The sequence below is a fragment of the Actinoplanes sp. NPDC024001 genome (assembly GCF_040638955.1).
Taxonomy (GTDB): Bacteria; Actinomycetota; Actinomycetes; order Mycobacteriales; family Micromonosporaceae; genus Actinoplanes.
Genome location: NZ_JBEZZB010000032.1, coordinates 41,355 through 62,159 on the forward strand (window position 1 = coordinate 41,355; position 20,805 = coordinate 62,159).

A 20,805-nucleotide genomic window follows, 5' to 3' on the forward strand; every position below is an offset into this window, starting at 1 on the left:
ACCGTTCCCGTAAGGTTGCCCAATGCCCTCAGCCAGCTCGCTGACGGATCGCCTGCGCCGTCTCGCTCCGGAAGCCCTCGCCTTCGGCATCATCGGCGCCGGCAACACCCTGCTCTACATGGCGATCACCTACGTCCTGCTGCCGATCGGCGCGGTCAAGGCGAGCGTCGTGGGCACGGTCGTCACCACCACGCTGGCCTACGTGGCGAACCGCTACTGGACCTACCGCAACCACACCCGGACCGCGCTGCGCCGTGAGTACACGCTGTTCTTCGGGTTCAACCTGGTCGGCATGGTCATCCAGTCCGGCGCGATCGCGATCGGCAAGTACGGTTTCGGCCTCACCGAGGAGCACGACGAGCTGCTGTTCATGACGGTGACCCTGTTCGGCATCGCCACCGCGACGATCTTCCGGTTCTGGGCGTACCGCACGTTCGTCTTCCTCAAGCCGCCGGTCGACGGGCACGAGGGCGCGATCACCGAGCTCGACGCCACCGCCGGCCTGGCCGAGCTGAGCGCCGTCGAGCACCCCGGCAGCGTGGCCCGGCTCGACCTGAAAGCCGAGCTGGACGCCCGCTAACGGACCTCCTCGGCGGCCTCTTCCTCCTCGTCGGCGGGGGCCTGCTCGATCAGCTCGTAGAGCAGCGTCTGCACCTGCGGCGCCTGCGGCACCCCGGTCAGCCGGGCGCTCTGGTCACCGATCGAGTCGATGGTCAGCGTCCCGCTGCGCAGCACCCGGTCCAGCAGCGACTGGGTCAGCGCGTGGTCGTTGACCCGGTTCAGCGGCAGGTCGCGCCGCTCGCGGGCCAGGATGCCGTGCTGCATCAGGATCCGCTCGTCGGTCAGCACGTAGTGGGTGCAGCGCCAGGACAGCAGCGGGTAGGCGCCGTAGCGCACGCCGTGCCAGAGCATGATGGCGGCGACCAGGCCCAGGCCGATCCGGCCGCCCTCGGTGTCCGGCAGCAGCACCCAGGCCGTCACGAAGCCGGTCAGCGTCAGCAGCAGCACCAGGACCGGTGCCACCGCCGCCTTCCAGTGCGGACGGAGGTGGAGGACCACTTCCTCCTCGTCCGAGAGCACATCGTCCGGGAACGCCACGCGGTCAGCGTACGTGCAGCACGTCCCCGGCCGAGACCCGATGTTCGCCGGCATCCACCGTACGGATCACCAGTTGTCCGTCGCGGTCCACGCTGAGCGCCTCCCCGGTCAGCTCGCCGCCGCCGGGCAGCAGCACCCGCACGGTGCGCCCGACGGTCGCGCAGCCCCGCTGGTACTCGCCGAGCAGCCCGCACATCTCGGCGTCGCCACCGGCCTCGCGCCAGCCCTGATACCAGCGGGCCAGGCCGCGCAGCAGCGCCCGCAGCAGCGGATCCCGGTCGAGATGCTCGGCCCCGGCGACTCGCAGTGACGTGGCCGCGACCCCGGTGGTGGCCGGCAGCTCCTCGGCGCGCGTGCTCACGTTGAGACCGATCCCGATCACCACGGCGTCGCCGGCCACCTCGGCCAGGATCCCGGCGCACTTGCGGTCGCCGACGAGCAGGTCGTTCGGCCACTTCAGGGCGGCCTCGACCCCGGCCACCTCGGTGACCGCGGTGCGCAGCGTCACCCCGGCGAGCAGCGGCAGCCAGCCGAACGCGGCGGCCGGCACCGGCGCCCAGTCACGCTGCGGGCCGGCGGCGCCCGGCCGCAGCAGCACGCTCAGGGTGAGCCCGGCCCGCGGCGGCGAGACCCACTGCCGGTCCCGCCGACCCCGCCCGGCGACCTGGCTCTCGGCCACCACGACCAGGCCTTCCGGCTCTCCCTGCCGGGCCGCCTCGGCGGCGTCGGCGTTGGTCGAGCCGGTCTCGTCGCGCAGGTCCAGCCGGGACCAGAAACCGCCGGGTACGACCAGCGCCCGGGTCAGCGCCCGTGCGGACAGCGGCGGGCGGTCGAGGTCGGCGTACGACGAGGAAGCCACCCCGGCAGCCTAGTCAGCCGTGCGGACCGGCCGAGTGGCGGCTGACGTAGGGCTCCGCCCGGCGATCCGGCCGGGGGCGGGGCCGGGGCCGGTCCTTCTCGTCGCGGGTCGCCCAGGACCGTGGCAGCCGGATCCGGCGTTCCTGGTCGTCCGGTGGCCAGGTCGGCACGAGCGTGGTCGGTTCGGCCGCCTGCACCGGGGTCAGGTCGAACCCGGTGGCCGGCTCGTAGGACGGGACCGGGGGCAGCCGCTCCACCGGGACCGGCCAGCCGTAACCGCGTGCCGACGGCTCCGGGTCGGCGTAGAGGTCGTCCGGGACCGGGGTCCAGTAGTCGCCGGCCGGCGGGCGGTCGTCCAGGTCGCGGTAGCTCGGCCGCACCCAGCCCTCGATGCGGTCGACCACCGGCTCCGGGGCTTCCTCGTACTCCTCGTGCTCTTCGTAGTGCTCGTGCTCCTCGTGCTCCTCGGCGACCTCCCGCTCCTCGGCGGGCTCCGGGTCCTCGTCGGCCAGGCCGATCGAGGCGAGCCCGCTGGTCCCGGGATCGGTGTCGGTCGGCTGCCCGCTGAAGGCGGCGGCCAGCCGGCGGCGCCGTCCCACCCGGCTCTCCGCGGGCTGCACGGGTTCGGCGACCGCGGTTCTCGAACGCCGGCGACGGGCCGGGGCGCCGGCCCGGGTCGCGCGACGAGCGCCGCCGCCGAAGAGCATGGCGCGGAAGCTGATCAGCGTGGCGAGGCCGCCTGCGATGAAGGCGAGCCCTGCCGCGGTCATCCAGTTCGTCACGAGAGTAGTAACGAATGGGGCATTGGGTATGAAACGCACCCGTAGCGACGCCCGCCCGGCGCGCCGCCCGTCCCGCTACGATCAAGCCCAGGTTGAAAGGTTCAGCGCACCGCCGCCTTCCGAGCGTGGAGATCACCGTGACATCGCAGCCCGACATCCACACCACCGCCGGTAAGCTCGCCGACCTCAACCGCCGCACCGACGAAGCGGTGCACGCGGGTTCCGCCCGGGCCATCGAGAAGCAGCACGCCCGCGGCAAGAAGACGGCACGGGAGCGGATCGAGCTGCTGCTCGACAAGGACTCCTTCGTCGAGCTCGACGAGCTGGCCCGGCACCGGTCCACCGCCTTCGGCCTGGACAAGAACCGGCCCTACGGCGATGGCGTGGTCACCGGTTACGGCACCGTCGACGGCCGCCAGGTGTGCGTGTTCTCCCAGGACTTCACGGTCTTCGGCGGATCGCTCGGCGAGGTCTTCGGCGAGAAGATCGTCAAGGTGCTCGACCTGGCCATGAAGATCGGCTGCCCGATCATCGGGATCAACGACTCCGGCGGAGCACGGATCCAGGAAGGCGTGGTCGCTCTCGGTCTCTACGCCGACATCTTCTTCCGCAACGTACGGGCCAGCGGCGTCATCCCGCAGATTTCGCTGATCATGGGTCCCTGTGCCGGCGGGGCGGTCTACTCCCCCGCGATCACCGACTTCACCGTCATGGTCGACCAGACCTCCCACATGTTCATCACCGGGCCGGACGTGATCAAGACGGTCACCGGTGAAGAGGTCGGCATGGAGGAACTGGGCGGCGCGCGCACCCACAACACCCGCAGCGGCAACGCGCACTACCTCGCCAGCGACGAGGAGGACGCGATCGACTACGTGCGGGCGCTGCTGTCCTACCTGCCGTCGAACAACCTGGACGAGCCGCAGGTCTACGACGAGCCCGCCGACCTGTCGGACAGCGAGGCGGACCTGGCGCTGGACACCCTGATCCCGGACTCGCCGAACCAGCCCTACGACATCAAGAAGGTCGTCGAGACGGTCGTCGACGAGTTCCTCGAGGTGCAGCCGCTCTACGCGCAGAACATCGTGGTCGGTTTCGGCCGCGTCGAGGGCCGCCCGGTCGGTGTCGTCGCCAACCAGCCGATGAGCCTCGCCGGCACCCTGGACATCGCCGCCTCGGAGAAGGCCGCCCGCTTCGTGCGCACCTGCGACGCCTTCAACATCCCGGTGCTCACCTTCGTCGACGTGCCCGGCTTCCTGCCAGGCACCGGGCAGGAGTGGGACGGCATCATCCGGCGCGGCGCCAAGCTCATCTACGCGTACGCCGAGGCCACCGTCCCCAAGGTCACCGTCATCACGCGCAAGGCCTACGGCGGGGCGTACGACGTGATGGGCTCCAAGCACATCGGCGCGGACGTCAACTTCGCCTGGCCGACTGCGCAGATCGCGGTGATGGGCGCACAGGGCGCGGTCAACATCCTCTACCGCGGGGACCTCGCGGAGGCGTCCGATCCGGTCCAGCGCCGGGCCGAGCTGATCCAGGAGTACGAGGACACGCTGGCCAACCCGTACATCGCGGCCGAGCGGGGATATGTGGACGCGGTCATCCGGCCAGCGCAGACCCGCTCGCAGGTGACCCGGGCCCTGCGGATGCTGCGGACCAAGCGCGAGACCCTGCCGCCGAAGAAGCACGGCAACATCCCGCTCTGAGCACGCACGGCGGGGTGCCGCAGCAGGCGCCGGATCGCTGACCGCGAATGGTCACAAAGTCGTGGACAGCTCCGGAAGCCACTGACCGGCCAGCAGGAACGCGCCGACAGCCAGCGCGGCCAGGTTCACCACCAGGAAGATCCCCACCCAGAACAGGGCGGGAACATGCGTGATCCGGGCGAGCTGATCCGCGTCCGAGTCGCGCATCCGGCCGCGGTTGCGCAGCGTCTGCAGCTCGAACACCGGCCGCACCCCGCCGATCAGCAGGAACCACACCCCGGCGTACGCGAAGGCGGCCTGCACCTCCGCAGACGCGTACCAGGACACCACGAAGACGATCGCGCCGGTCGCGACCAGCGAGATCACCCCGAACAGGTTCCTGATGTTGATCAGCATGAGCAGCAGCAGCACCACGGCCAGCCAGAGCAGCAGCGTGATGCGGTTGCCGCCGAGCAGCCAGGCGCCGAGCACACCGACCAGCGACGGCGCGATGTAGCCGCCGAGCAGGGTCAGCATCATGCCGGGCCCGGTCGGGCGGCCCGCCGACAGGGTCAGACCGGACGTGTCGAACTCCAGCCGGATCCCGCGCAGCTTGCGGCCCGTCAACAGGGCGAACAGGGCGTGGCCACCCTCATGCGCGATGGTGACGGCGTTACGGGCAATCCGCCAGATCGGGCGGATCGCCACAGCGAGGAAGCCGGCCACCGCGGTCAGCAGCACGAGCAGGCCGGGTGGATCGGGCTGGGCACCGAACAGTTGGTCCCAGAGGTCAGTCACACCGTCGATCGACAACACGCCGGGGACTGTAGCCGATCACGCTATGCGCGACGGCGTACCACCGCCTTCGCGGGCTCCGGCTCGCGCCGGCTGAAGTTACGCGCAGCGAGCACGCCACCGGCCACCACCGTGGCGCCGGCGACGACGAGCAGAACCGTGAGCAGACCGGCGGCCGCGACGATCAGCGCGACGTCAGCCACCGCTACCAGCATCCACAGGGCGATCGTGGGCTTACTGCCGTGTCGTCGGCAGTTCATGATGGCACCTCCATCCGTGATCCTGGATAACTACCCAGCCGTCCCGATCTCACGCATGGTGGTGCCCGCTACCCGGCTTGGAACTCCTGAGCGATGACCTGCCAGTCCTTCTTCGCCGCTTCCCAATCCTTCGTCTGGGTGTACCAGCTGAGCAACCACGTCTTGCCGTCGAGCTCGAAAGCCCGCCGCACGACGCGCTGCTCGGAACCGCTGCCGGTGGTGTAGTAGAACTCCCAGTCGGCGGCCGGGCCGTGGTAGTCGAGCTTGGTGATCCCGATCTCGCGGTAGTTGTTGTAGCGGCCGGTGTCCTGCTCACGCAGGAACTCGACCGGGTCCTTCAGCGAGCCGTCCATGATGTCGACGCGGACCAGGCGGTTCTTCCACTGCAGCATGATGCCGCTGCCGCCGCCGGAGGAGCGGACGCTGTCCGGCACCGGGAAGCTGAACCCGTCACCCCGGTAGGTGTGCCAGCCGTCCGGGACCGAGACCCCGGTCGGCGAGGCCGGCGCGGAACCGGCCGGCGACGGCGCGCCGGCACTCGGCTTGCCGCTGCCCGGCTTGCCGGTCGCCGCGGCCGCGGGCTTCGCGGCGTTCGGGTCCGTCGCGGGCGAGTCCTTGCCGAACGCCTGCACCAGGATGATGCCGACGAGCAGGACGAACGTCAGCACGATGCCGAGACCGATGGCGGCCTGCCGCCGGGTGAGCGTCGTCCCGAGCACGGTGATTCCGGTACGGCGCGCGGCCGGGCGCTGTGGCATGGGGTTCCACGCGGGGCGGCTGGGCCGGGTGAACTGGTCCAGGCTGCCGACCACGCGGGTCTGCTCGTCGGCGGCGGGCGGCGGCGGTGGGACGACCGCGGTGAAGTCGACGAAGGAGGTCTTGTCGACGTCGACGAACGAGGTCTTGTCGGGGTCGGCGGCGGGGTCGGGCTTCGCGGGGGTGGCTTTCTTATCCCCAGCCAAGCTCTTCTTCTCGGCCGCGGCGTCGACTGTGGTGTCCTCGGACGCCGCGTTCTCGGCCAGCGCGTTCCCAGCTGCCGCGTTACCGGTCGCTGCGTTTCCGGCCGCCGCGTTACCGGCCAGCGCCTTTTCGGACGCCGCGTTCTCGGCCAGCGCCTTATCGGCTGCTGCGTTCTCGGCCGGCGTCCCGGAGTTGTCCTGCTTGGTCTTTGCTTCGGACTCCCCAGCCGGATTCGCCTTGCCCGAATCCGCGTGGGCGGGCTCGGACTTGGCAGACGTCTCGACCGGCTGCGACTTCGCCTTGGCCGCTTCATCGGAGAACGTCACGTCCCCAGCCTGCGAGGGCGCCTCCTCGGCCGAGTCCTTGCCTGCAGCCGCCGAAGCGGCCGAACCCTCAGCAGAGGTAGCCGCGCCCTTGCCGGCCGCGGCCGAGCCATCGGCCGATGCAGCCGAGCTGTCGGCCGATGCGGAGGAACCCTCAGCGGACGTGACCGCACCCTTGCCGGCCATCGCCGGACTCTGAGCCGACGCGGTCGAACCCTCAGCAGACGTGACCGCACCCTTGCCGGCCGCCGCCGCACCCTGGGCCGACGCGGTCGAACCCTTGCCGGCCACCGCCGAACCCTCAGCTGACGTGGCCACACCCTCGGCGGCCGCCGAACCGTCAGCAGACGTGGCCGCGCCCCTGCCGGCCGCCGCCGAACCCTCGGCCGTCACTGCCGAACCCTCGGCGGGCTTGCCGGAATCCTTGACCGCGGCGCCCGAGCCCTCGGCCGACACGGCCGAGTCACCGGCGGCCACGGCGGACTGCTTGGCGGACGCACTCAAGCCCTTGTCAGCCCCGGGCGTGTCGCTGTCGGCCGAGTCCCTGGCGGACGCCGTGGACGGCTTGTCAACCGCGGCCGAGTCCTTGACGGACGCCTGGTCGGCCCCAGCCGCCGCACCCTTCGCAGCTGTATCCGATGTCACACCAGCAGTACCGGCCTTCGCGGGCGCCTGACCGGCCGGCATCACCGTCGTCGCCTGCGCGGCGTCATCCGGGCTCTGAATGATCGGGAAAGCCCCGGTGGCGGCGGCCAGCGACCGCTCATGCTCCGGCGCCGCCTTCTTCCGCCGGTTGGCGGCGACATCCGCGGCGGTGAACCCCACCCGGGCCGGGCTGACCGGGGCCGTCGGCGGCGGAGAAGCCGAAGCCGGCCGGACCGGCGCGGTGCCCGGGCGGATCTGGGGACCGCGCGGCGCGTTCGGCGTACCGGAAAGGTTGGTGGTCTCGCCGGGGACCGGCGGCGTGTCCAGCCGCGTCGCGTCGAGGGGTTTGCTCCCCGGGCGCGAAGCGCGCGGCGGAGCGTCCGGCGGGGTCGGCGCGTTGACCGACGCCTTGCCGGAGGCGAACGGCGTCCGGGTGCCGGGCGGCGGCGCGGCGACCGGCGGACGCGGATTGGGCACCACCGGCGCCGAACCGGTGGCGAAGCCGGAACCGGGCAGAACCGGCGGCCCACCCGGGCCACTCGGCAACGACGGCCGCTCCCGGCCGACACCCGGCCGGCGCATGGTCGGGCTCATCGGGAACGTGATCTTCGCGCGCCGCCCGGCGGCGCGCGACAGCAGCCGCTCGGCCTCCTCCGCATTGATGCGGTGCGCGGGATCCTTGCGCAACAACCCGTTCAGTACGGGCTTGAGCGGCCCCGCGTTCCGGGACGGGGGCACGTTTTCCGTGGCCAGCGCGGCCAGCGTGGCGATCGCCGACGGGCGGGCGAACGGGGACTGCCCCTCCACCGCGGCGAACAGGGTGGCGCCGAGCGACCACAGGTCAGCCGCCGGACCGGCCGTGCCGTCGCGGGCCCGCTCGGGCGCGATGTAGGCCGGGGAACCCAGCACCAGGCCGGTGCGAGTCACATTCGGGTCGCCGGGGACGGTGGCCAGACCGAAATCGGTCAGCACGACGCGGCCGTCGGCGCCGAGCAGCACGTTGCCCGGCTTGACGTCACGGTGCACGACGCCGGCCCGGTGCGCGGCCCGTAGCGCGTTCAGCACGCCGAGGCCGATCTCCGCGGCGCGGACCGGATTGAACGGGCCGTCGGCCGCCAGGGTGTCCTGCAGCGAGCGGGAGGCCACGTACTCCATCACGATCCACGGGTCCGCGTCGGTGCGCAGCACGTCGAAGACGCGAACCACGTTGATGTTGTTGAGGCGGGCGATCGCGCGCGCCTCGCGCAGCGAACGCTCCCGCATCTCCTGCCGCTCGCCGGGCGTCAGCCCTGGTGGCGGCACGAGTTCCTTGATGGCCACGTCGCGGTGAAGGACGACGTCCGTCGCCCGCCAGACACGCCCCATCCCGCCCTGACCGAGCGGCGCAACGAGCCGGTACCGATCAGCGACAACGAGTGGGGGAGAAGAAGACATCACGCAGAAAATACCTGGTTCTGTCGAGCGGCCGCGAATTGATCAGCCGAGTGTGGGACACGTGTCACCGGAACTCCCGGACCCCGTCGTACGCTCGGTTGATGAATGAGGAACCGCTGGTCAGCGTCGTACGAGGAAGCCTAGACGATCATGAGCTGGCCGCGCTGGCCGCCATCCTGGCATCTCGATCCACTTCGGTCAATTCCGGAACGACGGCCATTCCGGCCTCGGACTGGATCCGATCAGCCCGCCCGACCAGCAAACCACGGACTTGGCGGTCCTCCGCGCTGCCCCGCTGAGCGTTGTCCACAGGGGGCGGAAATACGGGCTGTGAACGGTTAACCTCGCAGGGGTAATTCGTTCGGCGTCGATGGAGGTCGCCCGATGATCCCTGAAGAGGACCGCGGTCCGGCGTGGCTGCGCGACTACGGTCACACCGACTTCGGCGACATCGAGGCTGACATCCTCGCCATGGAGGACTTCGCGGCGAAACTCAAAGCGGACGTCGAGCAGAATTACGCACCACGGGCGCAGGACGTCAGCCATTCGATGCTCACGACACTGCCACCCGCCCATGTGGGCTTCGCCGAGCTGGGCCTGTTCCTGGCCGCCCACGAGCGGGCGCAGGACGCGGCCCTGCAGAACGTCTACAACTACGCCAACGGGACCTACGGTTTCGCCACCGCGGCCCACGAGGTGAGCGAGAAATACCGCGGCGCCGACGCCTTCGCCCGCGCCAAGGTCACCGACGTGCACGCCGGGCTCCGCACCGCCGGCCTCCTCCCCGCCACCGAGGAGGACCCTTCATGATCGACAGCGGCGGCACGAACTGGTGGGCGCTGCGCGTCCCCGAGATGTGGTCGATGATCGAACCCCACGACGGGGCCGCACACCAACACCTGGTCGGCGCCTGGAAACGGTCGTACGAGTTGGTCCTGCAGCACATCGCCGGCGTCGAGCGTTACCGCGAAAGCCTCGCCGCCGCCTGGCCGCCGGAGCGCAGCGCGGCGGCGCAGGCCTACATGCAGCGGCTGGACGCCTTGATAGCCAGCCTCCGGGAGACATATGACGCCGCGGTGGAGAACCATCGCGCGCTGGCCGGCGCCGCCGGCGCGCTGGATTCCGCCCGCAAGACGATGGAGACCTTGCAGCGCGAGCATGCGGCCAACGAGGTGATGCTCGCGGAACATCAGGAGGAGATGAAGGCCTACCACCTGGTCGGCGGCAAGGCGAAAGGCGTGCCGCCCCAGTCCCCGGTGGCCCCCAACCGCCAGTCCCAGCTAGAAGACGAGGCCAGGCGGGTTATGTCGTCGCTCAGCTCCGAGCTGGCCCTGGCCCAGATCTCAATCATCGAGCCGAAGCTCTATAAGAGCCCGCGTGCAGTCGAGCCTGGAGGCGAACCTTTCCCGCTCGAAGGGATCGGCCTGCCATTGCCTTCTGCTACGCCCACCCTCACGCGTCGACGCGATAACGCTCTGACCAGCACGAGGCTGACCAACCACGAAGAACTGCGAAGTCGCCCAGTGCCCCCACGGCCTCCGATGCTGGACCCCCGCGAGATGCCTTCCGGTGATGGCGGGCAAAGCCCTCGGCCTAGCCCTCAAGCCCCAGGACCTGTTCTCGGGGAATCGCAGACCACGCCAAAAGCAGTCCAGCCTGACTTCGATTCGCCAACACCGCCTAAGAGCCCTGTAGCCACAACACCTCACCTCGGCGTGATGCCAACACCAACGCGGCCGTCCGAACCGATAGGCAGCAGGCAGTCAGGAAAAATCGGGCCCGTCAACCCGCCATCAACAAGTGGACCATTTAGCCGAACAACCCCGCACGGCGGTATTATTGGCGGCCTTCCCAGTTCCGGCGCAGGACAGCCAGGTCCGGGACGCGTCAGTACTCAAAGAGTTAATCCTGTTGGCGGCCTAATTGGCCAAGGAACTGCTCCCAATAACCGACCCTTGGGAAGCGGGCAGATCCGAGGTATTCAGTCTCGCCGAAAGGATCCGGACAATCCTTGGAAAACAAATCAAGGGATTCCCCCGGTGCTCCGACCGGATCCTCCTGAGGATTTCGACCCCGGCCCCGCAATCGGGCTCCCCAAAAAGTGAACCTGCGGAGATCAGCCTCCTCCCTCGGGGCCGCCCTCATCATTTACTCACAACTCTCAGGGATGTCTGCCCATTCGGACGCAGTTCAGGAATCGCAGTGGCATCTCGCGTACCTTGATCTGCCCCAAGCGCATCACATTACTAGCGGCGCCGGAGTGACTGTCGGACTTCCGGATAGCGGCGTATCGCCTCACCTCGACCTGAAAGACAATCTGGCTCAGGGAACGGACACGGTGCCCGGCGGCGACGGCACCGGCCGAACAGACGCGTCCGGCCATGGGACACACATGGCGGGGATAATCGCTGGACACAGCCATGGACACGCTGGGGACGATGGCGTATTAGGGATAGCCCCTGCGGCAAAAATACTTCCGGTTAGAACTTCTAGCGCCGAGGACGGAGGTCCCGACTTGGCCACCGGGATTAAATGGGCAGCTGAAAATGGCGCTCGTGTAATCAATGTTTCCGCAGTAACGGCACGATCAAAAATACTAGACGATGCAGTTCATGCCGCAAATCGGGCTGACTCAGTTCTTGTCGCTGCGGCCGGAAACAACACTAGCAGCATCCTATTCGGCTACCCCGCGGCAATTCCTGGCGTGCTAGCAGTAGGTGCCATAAACAGATCCGGCGAACACGCAAGCTTCTCGACCACAGGACCTAAGGTGGAGATTTGCGCACCAGGTTCCAATATCGTCACCACGGCACTAAATAATGGCTACCGCATAGTAAGTGGGACTTCGGCGGCGACGGCGATTGTTTCGGGAGCGGCCGCTCTGGTGCGGTCTGAGTTTCCTGAGCTGACGGCACCGGAGGTCATTCATCGGCTTACCTCCACCGCTACGGATATCGGGCCGCCGGGGAGGGATGAGGAGTGTGGGTTTGGGGTGCTGAACGTGGTCAAGGCGTTGACTGCTGACGTGCCGCCCCTCGGATCGAGCGCCGGCCCGGGGACCGGGGCGCCGGGATCTGCGACGGCCTCGGCGTCGGCGGGAGGGACGGCTGGGGCTCGGCCTGAGCCGGAATCCTCCGGTGCCGTCTGGCCGGCGGTCATTGGCGGGGGTGCGGCAATCATCGTGACCGGCACAATCGTCGCGCTTCTCGTCTCGCAGAGACGACGGCAGCCCCAATGACGAGCCGCGACCGGCTGATCACGGGCTCTGAGCACTCCAGGGAGTGCATAGACGCCCAGGAACCAGCGCAGCCCTGCGCGCGATTTGTGTGGTTGTCCGGCTGAAACACGGCGCTTGCGCGCACTTTTGCCTGCTTGAGGCTTGTAGTCTCCTTTCTCGTGCAGACCGACATCGTGTACCGCCTGATCCTCGCCTCGGCCAGCCCTGCCCGGCGGGCGCTGCTCACCGGGGCCGGGATCGACGCCGAGGTCATCGTCAGCGGGGTCGACGAGAGTGTGGTGGACGCCGACGACGCGTACACGATGAGCCTCGCCCTGGCGCGGATGAAGGCGCGGACGGTGGCCGCCCAACTGCCGGCCGATCCGGGGGCGCTGGTGCTCGGCTGCGATTCGGTGCTGGCGTTCGAGGGTGAGGTGTTCGGGAAGCCCGCCAACGCCGAGGAAGCCGTCAAGCGCTGGACGGCGATGCGCGGCAAGTCGGGGGTGCTGCACACCGGGCATCACCTGACGGGGCTGGTCAGCGGCCTGCAGGCGGAGGCTGTCGGGACCACCACGGTGCATTTCGCGGACGTCAGCGACGCGGAGATCGAGGCTTATGTCGCTTCTGGCGAGCCCTTGCAGGTGGCTGGGGCGTTCACGCTGGACGGGCGGGGCGGCGCCTTCGTGGACCGGATCGAGGGCGACCCGGGCAACGTGATCGGCCTGTCCCTGCCGTTGCTGCGCAAGCTCCTCGCCGACATGGGTGTCCCCATCACCTCCCTGTGGCGCCGCTGAATCGGGGCTCAGCGGACGCTGCGCGCGAACTCCCGCGCCGCCCACCCCACCGCCGCCGCAGCGAGCACCGCGGTGATTGCCAGGCCCTGCCACACCTCCGGCGCTCCCAGGTCTCCGCGGAACAGCGCGCGCGTCCCATCGACCGCCCAGGAGAACGGGTTCCAGTCGGCGACGCTCTGCAGCCACCCCGGCGCGTACGTCAACGGCAGCAGGATCCCGGAGAGCAGCAACACCGGCTGCGCCACCGTGTTCATCAACGGCGCCAGGGCATCCTCGCTGCGCACCCGCAACGCCACCCCGTAACTGATCGCCGAGGTCATCAACGCGATCAGCGCCAGCATCAGATAGGCCAGCAGCAGGTTCCCCAGGAACACCCGCAGGTCGAACAGAATGGCCAGCAGCGTGATGATCACTGCCTGCGTGACCAGTGAGACCACGTCGCGAAGGGTCCGCCCGAGCAGCAGCGCCAGCCGGCTGACCGGCGTCACCCGGGAGCGCTCGATCACCCCGGCGCGCAGTTCGGCGATGAGCCCGAACCCTTGGAACAACCCGCCGAAGATCGCCAGCATGACGAGCATGCCGGGCACGAATATCTCGTACGCCTCGGCGTCGGTGCGCACCTGAAGGGCGGGCCGCAGCAGCGGGGCGAACAGCAGCAGGTACATCACCGGCTGGAACACGCCCACCAGGACCCAGACCGGGTTGCGCAGCAGCAACCGCATCTGGTTCTCGAAGATCAGCCAGGTGTCACGTAGGAGTTTCACGATCCACTCTCCCGCAGCGATCGGCCGGTCTTGGTCAGGAACACGTCGTCCAGGCTGGGCCGGTGCAGCTCGATCCCGGCCAGCGGCACCGAGGCCGCGTCCAGCGCACGCAGGATGTCGGGGATGGCGGCCGCGCCGTCGTCGACGTGGAGCCGCAGCCCACCCTCCAGCTGGTCGACCTTCCACGAGCTCAGCACCTGCGCGGCCACCGGCACAGCGGAGGCCGGCAGCCCCACCGTCACCACTTCCCCGGCGATGGTGCGTTTCAGCGACGCCGGCGTCCCGGAGGCGACGATCTCGCCGTGATCCATGATGGAGATCCGGTCGCAGAGCGCGTCCGCCTCGTCCAGGTAGTGCGTCGTGATGAAGACCGTCATGCCCTCGTCGCGCAGGCGCCGGATCTCGTCCCACATGTGTGCCCGGCTCTGCGGGTCGAGCCCGGTGGTCGGCTCGTCGAGGAACAGCAGCCGCGGTTCGTGGATGATGCCGAGCGCGATGTCGACGCGGCGCCGCTGCCCACCCGAGTAGGTGCGGCATTTGCGGTCCGCGTACTCCGCCAGCTGGAACGCCTCCAGCACCCGCCGGGCACGGGCCCGGGCGTCCGAACGGGAGACCCCGTAGAGCCGCGCCTGGAGCACCAGCTCTTCCACGGCGGTCGAGTCGTCCCAGGTGGCGCCGCCCTGTGCCACGTACCCGATCCGGCGTCTGACCTCGCCCGGCTGGCGCCGCAGGTCGGCGCCGGCGATGGTGGCCTCGCCGCCGTCGGGCGCGATGAGGGTGGCCAGCATGCGCAGCGTGGTGGTCTTGCCGGCCCCGTTGGGGCCGAGGAAGCCGAAGATCTCGCCTTCGGCGACGTCGAGGTCGATGCCCCGGACGGCCTCCACCGCGGGGCCGCGGCGGGTGGTGAAGGACTTGCGTAGCCCGCGAGTCTCAATCATGAGCCTCAAGCTACGTCCGTCGATCCACTTAGTCAAACTTGATTATTAAAACTCGCACCCGATTCGATCAGGCCGGCGACGCGGGAGCACCAGGCGATCTCCGCCTCGGCCCGGACGATGGCGAGCTCCCACATCCACGCCACGAAGGCCGGCTTCTTCCGTGCCCAGTCGGCGGCCAGGGCGCCCTGGAGCTGCTCGACCGAGGCCCGCAGCTGGGTGGCACGGTTGTGCAGGGCGGCCGAGGACTCCTCGCGGGGCAGCTCCGGCAGGAAGGAGAACGCGGCCAGGAACGGGTCGGGCGTGGCGGTCAGGTTCCACCAGTACGTCCGCAGCAGCGACTGGAACTCCGCCGAGCCCTTCTCGGTGATCTCGTACGTGGTGCGGGCCGGCCGCGCCCCCACCTGCTCGGTCGCCACCTCGCGGAGCAGCTCCTCCTCGGCGAGTTTGCGCAGCGCATGGTAGACCGAGCCGGGCTGGACGTTGGCCCATTTGTCGGCGTTCCAGCTCAGCAACTCGCGCCGGACGTCGTAGCCGTGCACCGGCTGCATCGACTGGACCAGGCCGAGGATCATCATGCGAGTCGCGGACACTACCCAAGAGTAAAACGACCGTTAGGCTCATAGCCGTGCGGAAGATATTGATCGCCAACCGTGGCGAGATCGCCCTCCGGGTGATCCGGGCCTGCAAAGACGCCGGCCTCACGAGCGTCGCCGTCTACGCCGACAGCGACCGGGACGCGCTGCACGCGCGCCAGGCCGACGAGGCCTACGCGCTGGACGGTGAGACCGCCGCCGACACCTATCTGCGCATCGACAAGCTGCTCGATGTGGCGGCGCGCAGCGGTGCCGACGCGGTGCACCCGGGGTACGGCTTCCTCTCCGAGAACGCCGAGTTCGCCGAGGCCGTCCTGCAGGCCGGCCTGACCTGGATCGGGCCGAGCCCGCAGGCGATCCGCGACCTGGGTGACAAGGTCACCGCGCGGCACATCGCGCAGCGCGCGGGCGCCCCGCTGGTGCCCGGCACGCCGGACCCGGTCGCGGACGCGGCCGAGATCGTCGCGTTCGCCGAGCAGCACGGCCTGCCGGTGGCGATCAAGGCCGCGTTCGGCGGTGGCGGCCGGGGGCTCAAGGTGGCCCGCACGGTTGAGGAGATCCCGTCGCTGTTCGAGAGCGCGACCCGGGAGGCGGTGGCCGCGTTCGGGCGCGGCGAGTGCTTCGTCGAGCGTTACCTGGACCGGCCACGGCACGTGGAGGCGCAGGTCCTGGCCGACACGCACGGCAATGTGGTGGTGGTCGGCACGCGGGACTGCTCGCTGCAGCGCCGGCACCAGAAGCTGGTGGAGGAGGCGCCCGCCCCGTTCCTCAGCGACGAGCAGCGCGCGAAGATCCACAGCAGTGCCAAGGCGATCTGCCGCGAGGCCGGCTATCACGGCGCCGGCACGGTGGAGTACCTGGTCGGCCAGGACGGGACGATCTCGTTCCTCGAGGTCAACACGCGGCTGCAGGTGGAGCACCCGGTCAGCGAGGAGACCACCGGCATCGACCTGGTGCGCGAGCAGTTCCGGATCGCGGCCGGCGAGCCGCTGGCGATCGCCGAGGACCCGGTGCCGCGCGGGCACGCCATCGAGTTCCGGATCAACGGCGAGGACGCGGGCCGCAACTTCCTGCCGGCACCGGGTCAGGTCACCGAGCTCACCTGGCCGTCCGGTCCGGGCGTGCGGGTCGACTCCGGTGTGGAGAACGGCAGCGTGATCGGCGGCAACTTCGACTCGATGCTGGCGAAGATCATCGTGACCGGCGCGACCCGGGCCGAAGCCCTGGAGCGGTCCCGCCGGGTCCTGGACGAGACGGTGATCGAGGGCATCGCCACGGTTCTGCCGTTCCACCGCGCCGTGGTCCGCGACGAGGCGTTCACCGGCGAGCCGTTCACCGTCCACACCCGCTGGATCGAGACCGAGTGGGTCAACGAGGTGCCGGCCTTCGCCGCACCCGCCGCGGCCTCTGCCGAGGCCACGGAACGCGAGACCGTCGTGGTCGAGGTCGCCGGGCGGCGCATCGAGGTGCGCCTCCCCAGGACACTTCTTTCCGGTACGCCGGGAAGCGCCCCGAAACGCGGTTCCGGCCGTACCCGTGCTGCCTCGGGCGCCACCGCCGCGGCGGCCGGTGGCGGGCTGACCGCCCCGATGCAGGGCACGATCGTGAAGGTCGCCGTGCAGAACGGTGACGAGGTCAGCGAGGGCGACACCATCGTGGTGATCGAGGCGATGAAGATGGAGCAGCCGCTGCAGGCCCACAAGTCGGGAACTGTGTCCGGTCTCACAGTGGAGGTCGGCGCCACTGTCACCGCCGGCACGGTGCTCTGCGCCATCGACTGATCAGGGGCGGGCCGCCGATACGGGACCTACCGGCGGCCCGCGGCCGCGGCACCGGGCGTTGAGGGACCCGGTGACGCGGGCAGTCCCACGGTACGCCTGCCACCCCTATCTCATCGAAAAGGAGGCGCGCAGGTGTGACCCCGGCACGTAGCGTGTCGGGCATCACCGCGCGTGGGTGCGGTCGCAGAGGATGCTGAGCACAGCGCACTCTCAGCTACGCCCACGCACAATGCCGTGAGTCCCGAAGCCGCGAGGTGACCCGCCGATGACCGAACTGTTGACCGTGTTGGCAACGCCGGCCTGGGCGTACCTTGCTCTGTTCGGTTTTCTCGCGGTGGACGCGCTGGTGCCGGTGGTACCCATTCAGGCCATCATGATCACCTCTGGGGCGCTCACTGTCTACGGCAATCTTGACCTGGCCGTGGTCATCGCCGTGGGGGCTTTCGGCATGTTCACCGGCGATCTCATCGCTTTCGTGCTCGGCCGCTCCACCGGCGCCCGGCTGAGCGCCTTACGGGCCCGGTTCGCGCCGAAGAGCGAGGACGGCGCCGACCCGTCCAAGACCCGGCGGGCAGCCGAGCGCTTCACCCGCGGTTTACGCCGGCCCGGTCCGCTGGTGGTGCTGCTCTGCCGGTTCGTGCCCGGCGGGCGCATGGCGTCCGGCTACCACGCCGGGCGCACCGGCTATCCGGCCAAGTTCTTCCTCGGCTACGACGGGGCCGCCGCGCTGAGCTGGGCCTGTTACGGCGGGCTGGTCGGGCACCTGGGCGGCACCGCGATCACCCAGTCGGCGTGGCGGCTGTTCGCCATCGCGGCCACCGCCGCAGTGATCTTCGGCACGGCCGGCTGGATCCTGGCCCTCTTCGGCAAGGGTGCCGAAGAGGGCGACAAGAGCGAGTCCGCTACTGAATCTCGTGCAGCATGAGCTGACGGCCCGCCTCGGCGATCGAGCCGGACAGCGAGGGGTAGATCGTGATGGTGTGGGCCAGCTGGTCCACGGTCAGGTTGTTCTCGATCGCCATGGTGATCGGCAGGATCAGCTCGCTGGCCTTCGGCGCCACCACCACGCCGCCGATGACCTGGCCGGTCGCCGGGCGGCAGAAGAGCTTGACGAAACCGTCCTGCAGGCCGGCCATCTTGGCCCGGGCGTTGCCGGTCAGCGGCAGCATCACCTGGCGCGCCGGGGTGCGCCCGGAGTCCACCTCGTTCTGCGACACCCCGACCGTGGCGAGTTCCGGGTCGGTGAAGACGTTCGCCGAGACGGTCCGCAGCCGCAGCGGCGCCACCGCCTCGCCCATGGCGTGCCAGATCGCGATCCGGCCCTGCATGGCGGCGACACTGGCCAGCGGGAGCACCCCGGTGCAGTCGCCGGCGGCGTAGATGCCGGGCACGTTGGTCCGCGACACCCGGTCCACGGTGACGTAACCGCCGTCGCCGACCGCCACGCCGTACTCGGCGAGGCCGAGGTCGGCGGTGTTCGGGACGGCGCCGACCGCGATCAGCGCGTGTGAGGCGTCGATCACCCGGCCGTCGGCGAGGGTCACCTGCACGCCGTCGCCGGTGTTCACCACGGACTTGCCGCGGGCCTGGCTGAGAATGGTCATGCCGCGGTCCCGGAAGACCCGCTCGATCGCCATCGCGGCGTCCGCGTCCTCGTGCGGCATCACCCGCTCACGGCTGGAGACCAGCGTGACCTGGACGCCCATCGCCAGGTAGGCGCTGGCGAACTCGGCGCCGGTCACACCGGAACCGATCACCACGAGGTGGCTGGGGAGCTCGGTCAGGTCGTACACCTGACGCCAGTCGAGGATCCGCTCACCGTCCGGGCGGGCGGTCGGCAGCACCCGCGGGGTGGCGCCGGTCGCGAGCAGCACGGTGGTGGCCTCCACCGCGTACGTCTCCCCGCCCTCCGGGGTGATCAGCACCTGGTGGGTGTGGCCGAGCCGGTCCTCGCCGAGCCGGGCCCGGCCTCGGACCACGTCCACCCCGGCCTTGACCAGCTTGGTCTGGATGTCGGCGGACTGGGCCAGGGCGAGCTTCTTGACCCGCTCGTTCACCGCCACCGCGTCGACACTGACCCCGTCCAGCCCGGACGAGCGGATGCCGAAGCGCTCGTTGTGCCGGTAACCGGTCATCACCTCGGAGCTGGCGATGAACGTCTTGGACGGCACACAGTCGGTCAGGACGCAGGCGCCACCCGGACCGTCCGCCTCGACCAGGGTGACGTCCGCGCCGAGCTGCGCGGCCACCAGGGCCGCTTCGTAGCCGCCCGGCCCCCCACCGATGATCACGATCCGACTCACGACTGAAGACCTCCAAAGAAGCGGCTGAGCTTTTCCGCGACGGAAAACCCATGCCAAACCGGTTGAGATGTGCCGACACGCACCTTCCATATTCTCACCACCCGCTGCTACGACTATCGTCGTCGCCGTGCGTCACTACGCCGCGTATGGCTCGAATCTGGATCCCGCTCGCATGCGGGCCTACTGTCCGCACTCGCCCATGGTCGGCGTGGGGTGGATCGAAGGCTGGCGCCTCACCTTCGCCGGTGAGGCAGAAATCGGCTGGGAAGGAGCCGTGACCACGATTGTCGAGTCGCCCGGGGACCGGGTGTTCGTCTCGCTCTACGACGTGCACCCCTGGGACGCGGCGCAGCTCGACGAGGTCGAGGGGGTGACCGCCGGCACGTACGAAAAGCTCACCGTGCGTGTATCGACGCTCGACGGTGACGTGCCCGCCTGGGTCTACGTCTTCGTCGGCTACGAGGGCGGCCTGCCGACCGCGTGGTACCTCTCCGAGATCGCCAACGCGGCCGAGAAGGCCGGCGCGCCCGACGATTACGTCGAGGAGCTGCGCCGGCGCCCGACCGGGACCGCCTCGCCCGAGGTGTGACTCAGGCGGCGGCCGCGGTCACCGTGGTGCGGTAAACGTTCGCCTGGTAGAGCGGGGTCATGCCGACCTTGCGGTAGAGGCTGGCGGCGTCGGTCGGGTTCGCCAGATCGACGCCGAGGCCGGCCTTGGCGCGGCCCTTGGCCGCATAGGCCGCGAAGGCGCGGCGCAGCAGCGCCTCACCCACACCGCGCTTACGGTACGGCCGGAGCACCGCCAGGAACTTGACCCAGCCCTCGTCGCTGTCGTCGCCACCGCCGGTCCCGCCGGACTGGAGCACCCCGGCGAGCACCCCGTCGACCTCGGCGACGAACCACTCGGCGAAGTCGACCCCGGTCTCGGACTCGAACTGCTCACGCCAGTCGGCGAACGCCATGGCGGGATGGTCGGAGTCCTGGAACGCCTCCTCGATGACGGCGTGGAACCGGCGCATCTCGCTCTCGTCGCCGGCCCGCACCGGCCGGACGACCACGCCCGCCGGTGGCGCCGGGACCTCCGGCGACACACCGGCCAGCGGCATCTGCATCCGGGCGTGCTGCTTGAGGAAGGTGAACCCGGCCTCGGCCAGCACCTCGATATACACCTTCTCGGTGGGGATCGCCGCGCCCCGGACCTCGTAGACCTCGTGGCCCAGCTCGGCGGCGCGCTCGCGCATCCGGCCCATCAGCAGGGCGAGCAGCGGCCGCTGGGCCGGCTCACCGCGCTCGGGCCACACGTAGACCTCGGCGAAGTCACGGGCCTGGCCGGTGGTGTTGCGCGGGTAGGCCCAGCCGACGACCGTGCCCTCCGCGTCCAGCGCGAGCCAGCTGTCGCGGGCCATGTCGGTGTTCGGGCCGGTGAGCTCCTCGCGCACCTCGTCGCTGGTGAAGTCGGGCTCCCCCACCGCCGCGATGTCACTGGCGTGCACCATCTCGAGGATCGCCGGCACGTCGTCGAGGGTGGGCCGGCGGATCGTCCAGCCGGTGGGCAGCTCACTCATGCCGGCA

General features: G+C 69.9%; 20 protein-coding genes and 1 pseudogene. 10 read left to right on the forward strand and 11 right to left on the reverse strand.

What is annotated here, in order from left to right; all coding sequences use genetic code 11:
* Positions 1-22: 22 nt before the first annotated feature.
* Entirely contained in the window at positions 23-580 is a 558-nt protein-coding gene (locus AB0F81_RS15150) for a GtrA family protein (RefSeq protein ID WP_360196771.1), read from the forward strand.
* Here the strand turns inward: AB0F81_RS15150 and AB0F81_RS15155 are convergent.
* The 3 genes from AB0F81_RS15155 to AB0F81_RS15165 are packed head-to-tail and all read right to left on the reverse strand — an operon-like array spanning position 577 to position 2,738.
* Complete coding sequence (locus AB0F81_RS15155; protein ID WP_360196774.1) at positions 577-1,098, reverse strand: PH domain-containing protein; 522 nt, start codon at positions 1,096-1,098, stop codon at positions 577-579. The genes AB0F81_RS15150 and AB0F81_RS15155 overlap by 4 nt on opposite strands.
* A 4-nt stretch (positions 1,099-1,102) precedes the next feature.
* Positions 1,103-1,957 (reverse strand): biotin--[acetyl-CoA-carboxylase] ligase, encoded by an 855-nt coding sequence (locus AB0F81_RS15160; RefSeq protein WP_360196777.1) that lies wholly within the window; start codon positions 1,955-1,957, stop codon positions 1,103-1,105.
* A gap of 13 nt (positions 1,958-1,970) precedes the next feature.
* Positions 1,971-2,738 (reverse strand): hypothetical protein, encoded by a 768-nt coding sequence (locus AB0F81_RS15165; RefSeq protein ID WP_360196780.1) that lies wholly within the window; start codon positions 2,736-2,738, stop codon positions 1,971-1,973.
* A gap of 137 nt (positions 2,739-2,875) precedes the next feature.
* Here AB0F81_RS15165 and AB0F81_RS15170 point away from each other — a divergent pair, with 137 nt between their 5' ends.
* Complete coding sequence (locus AB0F81_RS15170) at positions 2,876-4,447, forward strand: acyl-CoA carboxylase subunit beta (protein WP_360196783.1); 1,572 nt, start codon at positions 2,876-2,878, stop codon at positions 4,445-4,447.
* A gap of 51 nt (positions 4,448-4,498) precedes the next feature.
* Here AB0F81_RS15170 and AB0F81_RS15175 read toward each other — a convergent pair whose 3' ends face one another.
* The 3 genes and pseudogenes from AB0F81_RS15175 to AB0F81_RS15185 all read right to left on the reverse strand — a co-directional run.
* The gene (locus tag AB0F81_RS15175; protein WP_360196786.1) at positions 4,499-5,242 is read right to left on the reverse strand and encodes a M50 family metallopeptidase; all 744 of its coding nucleotides are present in this window, start codon (positions 5,240-5,242) and stop codon (positions 4,499-4,501) included.
* 23 nt (positions 5,243-5,265) lie between these two features.
* Entirely contained in the window at positions 5,266-5,481 is a 216-nt protein-coding gene (locus tag AB0F81_RS15180; RefSeq protein ID WP_360196789.1) for a hypothetical protein, read from the reverse strand.
* 1,928 nt (positions 5,482-7,409) lie between these two features.
* Positions 7,410-8,843: pseudogene (locus AB0F81_RS15185) on the reverse strand (protein kinase); the annotation flags it as partial.
* Between the two features lie 101 nt (positions 8,844-8,944).
* Between AB0F81_RS15185 and AB0F81_RS15190 the strand changes: the two are divergent.
* The 5 genes from AB0F81_RS15190 (at position 8,945) to AB0F81_RS15210 (ending at position 12,854) form a co-directional block, all read left to right on the forward strand.
* A complete protein-coding gene (locus AB0F81_RS15190) occupies positions 8,945-9,142 on the forward strand; it encodes an acyl-CoA carboxylase epsilon subunit (RefSeq protein ID WP_360196792.1) in 198 nt (65 codons plus the stop codon).
* 85 nt (positions 9,143-9,227) lie between these two features.
* Positions 9,228-9,653: a hypothetical protein gene (locus tag AB0F81_RS15195; protein WP_360196795.1), complete on the forward strand. Its 426-nt coding sequence runs from the start codon at positions 9,228-9,230 to the stop codon at positions 9,651-9,653.
* The gene (locus AB0F81_RS15200; protein ID WP_360196798.1) at positions 9,650-10,948 is read left to right on the forward strand and encodes a hypothetical protein; all 1,299 of its coding nucleotides are present in this window, start codon (positions 9,650-9,652) and stop codon (positions 10,946-10,948) included. The genes AB0F81_RS15195 and AB0F81_RS15200 overlap by 4 nt, the downstream gene beginning before the upstream one ends.
* A gap of 62 nt (positions 10,949-11,010) precedes the next feature.
* Positions 11,011-12,081: a S8 family serine peptidase gene (locus AB0F81_RS15205; RefSeq protein ID WP_360196801.1), complete on the forward strand. Its 1,071-nt coding sequence runs from the start codon at positions 11,011-11,013 to the stop codon at positions 12,079-12,081.
* Between the two features lie 158 nt (positions 12,082-12,239).
* A complete protein-coding gene (locus tag AB0F81_RS15210) occupies positions 12,240-12,854 on the forward strand; it encodes a Maf family protein (protein ID WP_360196804.1) in 615 nt (204 codons plus the stop codon).
* Positions 12,855-12,862: 8 nt separating this feature from the next.
* On the opposite strand, the gene AB0F81_RS15215 is transcribed toward AB0F81_RS15210, so the two are convergent.
* Genes AB0F81_RS15215 through AB0F81_RS15225 form a run of 3 tightly spaced genes read right to left on the reverse strand, consistent with a single transcriptional unit; the run spans position 12,863 to position 15,146 of the window.
* The gene (locus tag AB0F81_RS15215; RefSeq protein WP_360196807.1) at positions 12,863-13,618 is read right to left on the reverse strand and encodes an ABC transporter permease; all 756 of its coding nucleotides are present in this window, start codon (positions 13,616-13,618) and stop codon (positions 12,863-12,865) included.
* On the reverse strand, positions 13,615-14,556 hold the full coding sequence (locus AB0F81_RS15220) for an ATP-binding cassette domain-containing protein (protein WP_360196810.1): 942 nt from the start codon (positions 14,554-14,556) through the stop codon (positions 13,615-13,617). Before AB0F81_RS15220 ends, AB0F81_RS15215 begins: the two co-directional genes overlap by 4 nt.
* Before the next feature lie 32 nt (positions 14,557-14,588).
* Positions 14,589-15,146: a PadR family transcriptional regulator gene (locus AB0F81_RS15225; protein ID WP_360196813.1), complete on the reverse strand. Its 558-nt coding sequence runs from the start codon at positions 15,144-15,146 to the stop codon at positions 14,589-14,591.
* A 35-nt stretch (positions 15,147-15,181) separates the two neighbouring features.
* Between AB0F81_RS15225 and AB0F81_RS15230 the strand changes: the two genes are divergently transcribed.
* Positions 15,182-16,930 carry a biotin carboxylase N-terminal domain-containing protein gene (locus tag AB0F81_RS15230; RefSeq protein ID WP_360196816.1) on the forward strand — a complete coding sequence of 583 codons (1,749 nt, stop codon included), beginning with the start codon at positions 15,182-15,184 and terminating at the stop codon, positions 16,928-16,930.
* Positions 16,931-17,195: 265 nt separating this feature from the next.
* A complete protein-coding gene (locus tag AB0F81_RS15235; RefSeq protein WP_360196819.1) occupies positions 17,196-17,855 on the forward strand; it encodes a DedA family protein in 660 nt (219 codons plus the stop codon).
* Here the strand turns inward: AB0F81_RS15235 and AB0F81_RS15240 are convergent.
* Positions 17,833-19,233, reverse strand: a complete 1,401-nt coding sequence (locus AB0F81_RS15240) for an NAD(P)H-quinone dehydrogenase (protein WP_360196822.1) — start codon at positions 19,231-19,233, stop codon at positions 17,833-17,835. The two genes, AB0F81_RS15235 and AB0F81_RS15240, sit on opposite strands and share 23 nt — an antisense overlap.
* A gap of 127 nt (positions 19,234-19,360) precedes the next feature.
* Here AB0F81_RS15240 and AB0F81_RS15245 point away from each other — a divergent pair, with 127 nt between their 5' ends.
* Positions 19,361-19,822 (forward strand): gamma-glutamylcyclotransferase, encoded by a 462-nt coding sequence (locus AB0F81_RS15245; RefSeq protein WP_360196825.1) that lies wholly within the window; start codon positions 19,361-19,363, stop codon positions 19,820-19,822.
* Position 19,823: 1 nt separating this feature from the next.
* Here AB0F81_RS15245 and AB0F81_RS15250 read toward each other — a convergent pair whose 3' ends face one another.
* Positions 19,824-20,798, reverse strand: coding sequence for a GNAT family N-acetyltransferase (locus tag AB0F81_RS15250; RefSeq protein WP_360196828.1), 975 nt, complete (start codon positions 20,796-20,798; stop codon positions 19,824-19,826).
* Positions 20,799-20,805: the final 7 nt, after the last annotated feature.

Excerpts from the sequence above, each read along its gene's own strand:
- AB0F81_RS15180 (WP_360196789.1), bottom strand. The coding sequence starts at position 5,481 with ATGAACTGCCGACGACACGGCAGTAAGCCCACGATCGCCCTGTGGATG.
- AB0F81_RS15200 (WP_360196798.1), top strand. The coding sequence starts at position 9,650 with ATGATCGACAGCGGCGGCACGAACTGGTGGGCGCTGCGCGTCCCCGAG.
- AB0F81_RS15195 (WP_360196795.1), top strand. The coding sequence starts at position 9,228 with ATGATCCCTGAAGAGGACCGCGGTCCGGCGTGGCTGCGCGACTACGGT.
- AB0F81_RS15150 (WP_360196771.1), top strand. The coding sequence starts at position 23 with ATGCCCTCAGCCAGCTCGCTGACGGATCGCCTGCGCCGTCTCGCTCCG.
- AB0F81_RS15220 (WP_360196810.1), bottom strand. The coding sequence starts at position 14,556 with ATGATTGAGACTCGCGGGCTACGCAAGTCCTTCACCACCCGCCGCGGC.
- AB0F81_RS15190 (WP_360196792.1), top strand. The coding sequence starts at position 8,945 with ATGAATGAGGAACCGCTGGTCAGCGTCGTACGAGGAAGCCTAGACGAT.
- AB0F81_RS15235 (WP_360196819.1), top strand. The coding sequence starts at position 17,196 with ATGACCGAACTGTTGACCGTGTTGGCAACGCCGGCCTGGGCGTACCTT.
- AB0F81_RS15205 (WP_360196801.1), top strand. The coding sequence starts at position 11,011 with ATGTCTGCCCATTCGGACGCAGTTCAGGAATCGCAGTGGCATCTCGCG.
- AB0F81_RS15250 (WP_360196828.1), bottom strand. The coding sequence starts at position 20,798 with ATGAGTGAGCTGCCCACCGGCTGGACGATCCGCCGGCCCACCCTCGAC.